Annotated in this window: 6 protein-coding genes and 4 pseudogenes; 5 read left to right on the plus strand and 5 right to left on the minus strand. The window is 67.8% G+C overall.

What is annotated here, in order from left to right; all coding sequences use genetic code 11:
• Nucleotides 1–372, plus strand: a pseudogene (locus J7I98_RS39300) (transposase family protein); the annotation flags it as partial.
• 89 nt (nt 373–461) lie between these two features.
• Here the strand turns inward: J7I98_RS39300 and J7I98_RS39305 are convergent.
• Nucleotides 462–866, minus strand: coding sequence for a hypothetical protein (locus tag J7I98_RS39305; protein ID WP_214929858.1), 405 nt, complete (start codon nt 864–866; stop codon nt 462–464).
• Nucleotides 867–1,037: 171 nt separating this feature from the next.
• Here J7I98_RS39305 and sigJ point away from each other — a divergent pair.
• Both sigJ and J7I98_RS41990 read left to right on the plus strand, forming a co-directional pair.
• A pseudogene (gene sigJ / locus J7I98_RS39310) lies at nt 1,038–1,995 on the plus strand (RNA polymerase sigma factor SigJ).
• A 117-nt stretch (nt 1,996–2,112) separates the two neighbouring features.
• On the plus strand, nt 2,113–2,424 hold the full coding sequence (locus J7I98_RS41990) for a hypothetical protein (protein ID WP_374225225.1): 312 nt from the start codon (nt 2,113–2,115) through the stop codon (nt 2,422–2,424).
• Nucleotides 2,425–2,590: 166 nt separating this feature from the next.
• Here J7I98_RS41990 and J7I98_RS39320 read toward each other — a convergent pair whose 3' ends face one another.
• The 3 genes from J7I98_RS39320 to J7I98_RS39330 form a co-directional block, all read right to left on the minus strand.
• Complete coding sequence (locus J7I98_RS39320; protein ID WP_308378117.1) at nt 2,591–3,112, minus strand: NUDIX domain-containing protein; 522 nt, start codon at nt 3,110–3,112, stop codon at nt 2,591–2,593.
• Nucleotides 3,113–3,130: 18 nt separating this feature from the next.
• Nucleotides 3,131–3,340, minus strand: a complete 210-nt coding sequence (locus J7I98_RS39325; RefSeq protein WP_214929859.1) for a carbamoyltransferase C-terminal domain-containing protein — start codon at nt 3,338–3,340, stop codon at nt 3,131–3,133.
• Nucleotides 3,341–3,576: 236 nt separating this feature from the next.
• Nucleotides 3,577–4,155, minus strand: coding sequence for a glutamate ligase domain-containing protein (locus J7I98_RS39330; RefSeq protein WP_308378118.1), 579 nt, complete (start codon nt 4,153–4,155; stop codon nt 3,577–3,579).
• A 46-nt stretch (nt 4,156–4,201) separates the two neighbouring features.
• On the opposite strand from J7I98_RS39330, the pseudogene J7I98_RS39335 reads away from it, so the two are divergent.
• Together J7I98_RS39335 and J7I98_RS39340 are read left to right on the plus strand one after the other, a co-directional pair.
• A pseudogene (locus J7I98_RS39335) lies at nt 4,202–4,396 on the plus strand (IS256 family transposase); the annotation flags it as partial.
• A 60-nt stretch (nt 4,397–4,456) separates the two neighbouring features.
• Nucleotides 4,457–5,485: an aminoglycoside phosphotransferase family protein gene (locus J7I98_RS39340; RefSeq protein ID WP_214929861.1), complete on the plus strand. Its 1,029-nt coding sequence runs from the start codon at nt 4,457–4,459 to the stop codon at nt 5,483–5,485.
• Between the two features lie 128 nt (nt 5,486–5,613).
• Here J7I98_RS39340 and J7I98_RS43215 read toward each other — a convergent pair.
• Nucleotides 5,614–5,844, minus strand: a pseudogene (locus J7I98_RS43215) (competence protein CoiA family protein); the annotation flags it as partial.
• Nucleotides 5,845–6,351 lie beyond the last annotated feature (507 nt).

Here is a 6,351-nt window from a genome sequence, read left to right on the forward strand (position 1 = left end):
ACGAGCAGCAGTTCCCAACCCCTTCGGCCGCATCGTCTGGGTCTCCCCGGTCCTGCCCGGATCCGCCCACGACCTGACCGCTGCCCGTACTCACGGCCTCGTCCAGGCCCTGGCCGGTGCCGGTGCGGGCTGCTGGGCCGACCGTGCCTATCAAGGTGCTGGCCGCCACATTCGGGTCCCGACCCGGGGCCAAAGCTCAAGCGATGGCAGCGACGCCACAACACCACCCACGCCAAGATCCGATGCGTCGGCGAGCAGGCCATGGCCACCCTGAAGAACTGGCGACTCCTTCGCAGGATCCGGTGCAGCACCAACCGCATCACTAACCTCTTCCGGGCCGTCCTTGCACTTCACCTCGCCACATCAGCATGAGGGTGGAAGGGCTCCTTTTCGGTATAGAGGTCGTCCAGTCTGTGGATGGTTGACTGCGGTGGCGGTGGCGACAGCAGTTCGCGCGGCGGTTACGACCGGGTGCCGGAGCGCTGCGACAAGCGGGGGGACAGCACCTGGCCCAGCGCCAGCACGCTCAGGCCGAACATCAGGACGCCCAGGGGGACATGGAGCGACGGCATGTGCGCGATGCCCAGCACCACCTGCACCGAAGCGAGTACGAGGAAGCCCGACGCGTGCAGGATGGGGCGGGGCGTTCCGCCGCCCGGCCGCCACGCCAGGATCGCGGCGAGCACGTACACCATCGATGCGCCGTACATCACGCGCGATCCGGCGTCGTGCAGCACTGCGCCGTGGGACGAGGACAGCAGCATTCCGGCGGTGACCGCCTGGAAGGAGAGGGACAAGGTCTGCAGGGCGATCGCGACCTGCAGGAACGTGACGCTGCGGTGTTCTGCCGTCGTCTGTGTGGCCATGGCTCGGTCCCCTCTTCTGCCTCGCGGCGGTGGATCGGTAGTGTCTCGGTAGTCCGACGACGTGGGCCCGCGAAATGTGAGGCGAAGCGCCGACCTCACAGTCCGGTGCGGTGTTTCGTCGAAGTGGCGAGAGCGGAAGCGGACGAGAAGAACCAGGGAGCGGTCGCGACCATGAGCACCCCGTCCGGGCCGGGGCATGACCGGTCCGAGCCGGGCCTGAGCGCGATCGTCGGCGAGCGACGACATCTGATCAATCTCGGCTACCGGCTGCTCGGTTCGCTGGCCGAGGCCGAGGACGCCGTGCAGGAGACCTACGCCCGCTGGTACGCGATGTCCCGGCAACGGCAGGAGGCCATCGAGTCGCCCGGCGCCTGGCTGACGACGGTGGCCACCCGCATCTGCCTGGACCTGCTCGGCTCAGCGCGGGTCCGGCGCGAGCGCTACGTCGGCGAATGGATACCCGAGCCGCTGCCCGACCGCACGGAGTGGATCAGCGGGCCGTCGGGGGGGCGGCGGCAGGGCCGAGCCGGCCGACCCCGCCGACCGGGTCACCTTGGACGAGTCGGTGAACATGGCCTTCCTCGTCGTACTGGAGTCGATGACGCCGGCCGAACGCGTGGCGTTCATCCTGCACGACGTCTTCCGGTACCCCTTCGCCGAGGTCGCCGAGATCGTCGGCCGGACGCCGGCGGCCTGCCGGCAGCTGGCGTCCTCGGCCCGTCGGCGTATTCGCGCCGCGCAGGATCCGGCGGTTCCGACGGCCGGGCAGGCCGGTCTGGTGCGGCGTTTCAAAGAGGCGTGGGAGGCCAGGGACATCGAGGCCCTCGTCGATCTCCTCGACCCGAACGCAACGATGATCGCCGACGGCGGCGGACTGGTCGGCACCGTCCTCCGCCCGGTTGATGGCAGCGAGCGCATCGCCCAGTACCTGATCCACATCGCTGGCAAAGCCCCTGGGCTGACGCTCCTGGAACGGACGGTCAATGGCCGGCCCGGCCTCGTCGCCCAGCACGCCGGCGTCACGGTGACCGTGGCAGCGTTCAGCCTCACTGCCGGCCGCATCACTCGCATCTGGGCGATCCGCAACCCGGAGAAACTTCGTCCGTGGACCGAGAACGGACAGAGCTGACACGGCGCCACCATCAGCTTGGAAAAGGGCTCACTACCGCAGCGGTCCTCGTCTCTTGCGCGGCGCACCGTATATCGCACGCAAGGAATGACGCTCCCCGCCAGCTGGTGCATCAGCATGGACCGCGCAGCGCCAGGCATACGCCAACGACCTGGGAGCCCCACCTCGCTGGACGCCGTCACCGCCAGGTCCAACCGCAGCAAGTCCGACCAGGACCCCAGCACCTGGATGCCGCCCAGCGGCGAAGTCCACTGCCAGTACGACGCCGAATGGACCGCAACCAAACTCCGCTGGGACCTCACCCTCGACCCGCAAGAACAGACCGAGCTGCTCCACCTCGCCGAAGAGTGCCCGACCATCCAAGTCCCACTTCGAACCAGCCCCGTAGCCGAAACGCCAGCACCCCCTGCCTGGGCTCAAGTTACTTGACAGGCAAGGCGTTCTCATCAATGTCCTTCGGTCACGCATCAGCTTGCGACATCCCATTGGGAAGCCGCCCGAAGGCAATGACTTCGCTGTCATGTCCGTAGTGACGCTGGTGATGCCGCCACGCCCCGCTGATTCGCCGGCGCATACCGCAGGGAGACGCGGGCTGTCATGGCATGACGATCAACTGGCCATGACGAAAATGCCGATGAAGAGAGCCATGTACACCAGCAGGATCAGACCCGCTACGACCGCCATGACGAGGACGGGCCAGTACACCGGCGATGAGGTCGGTGAGGCCGGTTGGGTAGACCGTCTGGTCGGTGGCTCGCAGTTCGTCCAGGGTCCACCAGCGGAGGGCGCGGATGTTGTCGGGCTGGGTAGCGCATGCCGGGTCGATAGCGGAGGGCGCGATGCGGGCAATGTAGTACCGCTCGACCTGACGAGCGAGCCGGCCGCCGACACTGTGGACCTGGCTGCGCCCGGCAATCTGCGGGCCCAGCTCGGCATTCTCCACGCCGAGTTCCTCGGCGAGCTCGCGTCGAGCGGCGGTCGTATGGCCCTCCCCCGGGTCCAGGGAACCGCCGGGGGTGGCCCAGAAACCCCCGTTCTCATCGTAGGCGAGCAACAGCACTCGGTCTGCGTCGTCCAGGACGACGACGCGGGCCGCCGCGCGCAGGGCTGGGGTCACATTGTCCAGTGTGGCAGTTCAGGCCCTTTCGATGACGTAATCACGTACAAGCGGCGTCCGGATCACATGCCTGGAAGGTAGCGAGCGCCCGTGGGCCAGGGTCTCCACGATGGGCTCCTCGTCGTTGTAGCTGGTGTCGAGCAGGATGGGGACGCCGGTCATCCGGCTGAAGCTGTCGATCACTGTGGCGAACTCCGATGCGGCGGCCGGGCCGTAATCGAAGAACATCGACGCTGCCCACGAGTGAGAGCCGCCCCTGGCAACGTACAGGTCCGAGGGCCGGGAACCCCTGCCCCGGCGTTGGCCACGAGGGCGCCGCAACTGCGCACTGCCCCAGTCGTTGATCGCTGGATGCCGGTGGCGCGCGGGCGCCCCGGCCGTCTTGGGAATCACGAGGGGGACTTGATTGCGCTAGCTGGGACTTTGGCAGACAGCTTGTCAGAGCGCAGATTTGCGACCGCGGCCTAAGCGCCCACGGGGTCGGGGTCCGGCTCCAGCAGTGCACTCGCGAGCTGCTGGAGCTCGACCCCCCGGCTGGCCTTGATGAGGACGACGTCGCCGGAGCGGAGTGTGCAGCGCAACAGCTGCAGGGCCGTGTGCTGGTCGGGCATGTGCACTGTTGTCGCGCCGACGGCGTGTGCAGCCTGCTGCATCCATCGCGCCTCGTCTCCCCCGATAACGATGAGCTGGTCGAGGCCCAGGTCGGCGGCGATGCGGCCGACGCCCTCGTGTGCCGCTTGTGAGTCGTCGCCGAGTTCGTTCATGCGGCCGAGGACCGCGATGGTGCACCGACCGACGCCTCGCGCGACGGCGGCAAGGGCTTGCAGGGAGTGCCGCATGGAGTTGGGGTTGGCGTTGTAGGCGTCGTTGATGATGGTCACGCCGTCTGCGCGGGTGGTGGTCTCCATGCGCCACGGGGATTGGACGGTCGCCGCGCTGAGCAGCTCGGCGATCTGGCCGACGGTCAGTCCCGCTTCTCGTGCCACGGCAGCCGCGGCGAGCGAGTTGTGGACCTGCGGTTCGCCGAGAAGCTGCAGCTGCACGGTGGCGCTGCCCTCGGGCGTCGTGAGGGCGTAGCCAAGCCTGCCCCTCCGCCTCCGGACCAGGGTCACAAAGGGCCCCGGGAGCCGGGCCGCCGGTCTGGCCATGGCGTTCAAGCTCATCGAATCCGCCCAGAGCCGCTGGCGCGCGGTCAACGCAACGCCCCTCGTCGCCCTGATTCGCGCCAGCGCCCGCTTCGAACGCGGCGTCCTGGTCGAACGCTCGCAAGCAACCGCGGCGTGAACGGCCGCCAGTTATCCGCCGCAGCCGCAGAGTTGTTCGCCCGCGTGGAAAGATGAGGTTATGTGGTCGCGACTGCCGTTCGGGGACGAGTTACGGGCCGAGCTGGGCTCACCCAGGCGCTCTCGGCGTCTGGGCAGCAGTCCGCGCTCACGTGTGTGGCGCGTGGAGCTGGCCGGGGCACCGGCGGTGGTGAAGCAGATCGTCGACGGTCCCGACGCCGAGGAGCGGTACGCCCGCGAGGTGGCCGCGCTGCGGCTCGCCGCCCGGGCTGACGCGCCCGTGGTGCCCGCACTGCTGAGCACCGATCCCAGCGAGCGGGTGCTGGTCTTGGAGTATCTGGACCACCAACGCCCGTCCAGCGACTGGATCGTCGACTACGCGGCGGCCCTGGCTCTGCTGCATGCCACTGCCGGCCCGGAGGACGTGGGAGTACTTCCCCGCTGGCTGGGCCCGGACGAGGCCGACGTCGAATCCTTCCTCAGGCTGGCCGAGACTCTTGAGGTTCCCGTCGCGCCTGGTGTGTCCGGCGAGCTCGATGACCTCGTGCACCGGCTTGGCCAGGCATCGGGGCATGCCCTTCTCCACGGGGATCCGTGTCCCGGCAATGACCTGCACACCACCAGCGGGATCAGGTTCATCGACTTCGAACAGGCATCATTGGGCAGCGGGCTGGTGGAGCTCGCCTACCTGCGCATCGGCTTCCCGACGTGCTGGTGTGTCACTGCGGCATCCGCTCCGCTGCTGGACCGGGCGGAGACCGCCTACCGCACGACATGGCGCACCGCGACCGGCACCGAACTCCACGACGATCTCGCCGACGCGTGCGCCGGCTGGCTGCTACGAGGCGACGCGCTGGTCGAGAGGGCCCACCGCGGAACCACTGACCACCTGGCCCGGATCCCGGACCGGGACTGGAAGTGGGGCACCGCGACCGCCCGGCAACGGCTCGTCCACCGGCTCGGTGTCGTCGGCCAGATGACGGCCGACCGCGCCGACCTGAGCGGCCTGAGCCGGCTCAGCACGGATATGCGCCAACGAATGCTCGCTCGCTGGCCCACGCTCCCACCAGTCCCATCACAACGCCCATAGACACCGGCTGATATCTGCTGAGGGAGGTCAATGGCGGCGAGCCGGGCGCGATGCTGGACGTCGCGGATGACGGCCACGTCGACTCGTCGGCCAGCCTTTCGGTGATCCACCTCCATTCGGGCACGGTAACCGAGCGCGTTGAACTCCTCGACCAGGACTTGCTTGGCCATGAGGTGGCGCCAGCTTTCACCTTCGGCTGCCGGGCAATCCGACCCCAGCATGTGGGCGAAGTGCGCGGCGACCTTGCGTCCGCGCTTGAGGATCACCCCGGAGTCGCACAATGGGCACGTGAAAGATCCGCTGCCAAGGTCACGCGCGGCTTGGATCCGCTGGCCCTCGTTGTCTATGGCGATCAGCACGTCAGCCTCCTCCTCGTCATCACAAGGTCGGATTGCCCACGTTGGCGCCCTTCAACTCCGGAGTGAGGGTGATCGGTTGCATCCCGACTAATGACCACCAAGGCATGCGCTCGTCAGTTTCGGCGCAGCAGGATGCAACTACTGTCGCTCCGCGCCCAAAACCTGCGCTCGAAAGTCCCTTGTGCGCGATACGCGATAGGGATCAGTGTCAGGATCCACTCGTCGCTCGAAACGCACGTCAGGCCACGTGCTGGAGTTCTTGGCATCTGTGGCTAGCGCCTGATCTAGCGTCAGGCATGTAGGAAGCCCTCTGGTAGGACTGATCTTGCGACAGGTCACACCGATCCGAGGGGCTCCGCGTGTCCAGCAGTATCACTTACACCGCCGCGCTGGACATCAAGCGAGACACCGCCGAGCGGCTGGCCTCCCTGATCAGCGCGCGACGCATCGAGTTGGGTACCCGCACCGGACGGCGGGCATCGGAACATCCGGCTGTGGAGATGCGTT

Origin of the sequence: Streptomyces sp. ISL-98, assembly GCF_018614055.1 — a bacterium.
Classification (GTDB): domain Bacteria; phylum Actinomycetota; class Actinomycetes; order Streptomycetales; family Streptomycetaceae; genus Streptomyces; species Streptomyces spiramyceticus.